We start from the raw sequence: 518 nt of genomic DNA, 5'->3' as shown, positions 1-518 counted from the left end.
ACAAAGTTGGCTTTAATGAAGTGAAAGTCGGTGATGTGATCATCAACCAAGATGGCATCAACGCTGGCAATAAGAAAGTTACCAATGTTGCTGATGGTAACATCAGTGAAGGCAGTAAAGATGCGGTGAATGGTGGTCAAATCCATCAGCTTAAAGCTGACTTGACCAAAGGCATCAATGCCGCTAAGACTGAGGTTGAAGGTACAGGCTTTGCCAAAGTGACCTCAAAACAAGGCGATCAAGGTCAAACCATCTACACCGTTGATGTGGCCAAAGCCGCACCAGCAACTGTTGATGCCAAAGGCAATCTTAGCATTGCAGAGACTGATGGCGATAAAGTCCTATCAGCAGCTGACACCATCAACGCCATCAACAACTCAGGCTTTACCCTACAAGCCAACGGCAAAGATGGTAAGCTGGTCAAAGCAGGTGATACCATCAGCATCAATCAAGGTGACAACATCAAAGTTACCCAAGATGAAAACGGTAACCTAACTGTTGCTACCAAAGACAAAGTT

General features: G+C 45.2%; 1 pseudogene. It reads left to right on the top strand.

Annotation, left to right across the window (positions count from 1 at the left end):
* Positions 1-518, top strand: a pseudogene (locus M2R47_RS09395) (hypothetical protein); the annotation flags it as partial.

It is taken from the genome of Moraxella oculi (assembly GCF_023336735.1).
Classification (GTDB): domain Bacteria; phylum Pseudomonadota; class Gammaproteobacteria; order Pseudomonadales; family Moraxellaceae; genus Moraxella; species Moraxella oculi.
The sequence above is the reverse complement of the archived record's forward strand: the minus strand, read 5'-3'. Positions and strand labels throughout refer to the sequence as shown.